Raw genomic sequence first — 381 nt, 5'->3', positions numbered from 1 at the left:
TTTCATCCACGCGGTCGCGGCGGTGGCGCCGGGCCGGTGGACTATCTGCTGGGTAAAGACCGGCAGCGTGAAGGCGCCAGCGTCCTGCAGGGGAAGCCGGAAGAAGTCCGGGAGCTGATTGACGCGTCGCCTTACGTGAAGAAATACACTTCCGGCGTACTGTCGTTTGCGGAGGCCGATCTGCCTCCCGGCCAGCGGGAAAAACTGATGGCCAGCTTCGAGCGGGTTCTGATGCCCGGACTCGATAAAGATCAGTACAGCATTCTGTGGGTGGAGCACGCGGACAAGGGGCGTCTGGAGCTGAACTTTCTGATCCCCAATACCGAGCTGCTGACCGGCAGGCGGCTCCAGCCGTACTACGACCGCGCCGACCGGCCGCGT

General features: G+C 63.3%; 1 protein-coding gene. It reads left to right on the top strand.

The window, feature by feature from the left end; translation table 11 throughout:
• A partial coding sequence (locus DW56_RS22200) for a relaxase/mobilization nuclease domain-containing protein (RefSeq protein WP_152976865.1) occupies positions 1–381 on the top strand: 381 nt, incomplete at both ends.

Source organism: Franconibacter helveticus LMG 23732, assembly GCF_000463115.2.
Taxonomy (GTDB): Bacteria; Pseudomonadota; Gammaproteobacteria; order Enterobacterales; family Enterobacteriaceae; genus Franconibacter; species Franconibacter helveticus.
Note: the sequence above shows the minus strand (reverse complement) of the source record. Positions and strands in the feature narration are given on the sequence as shown.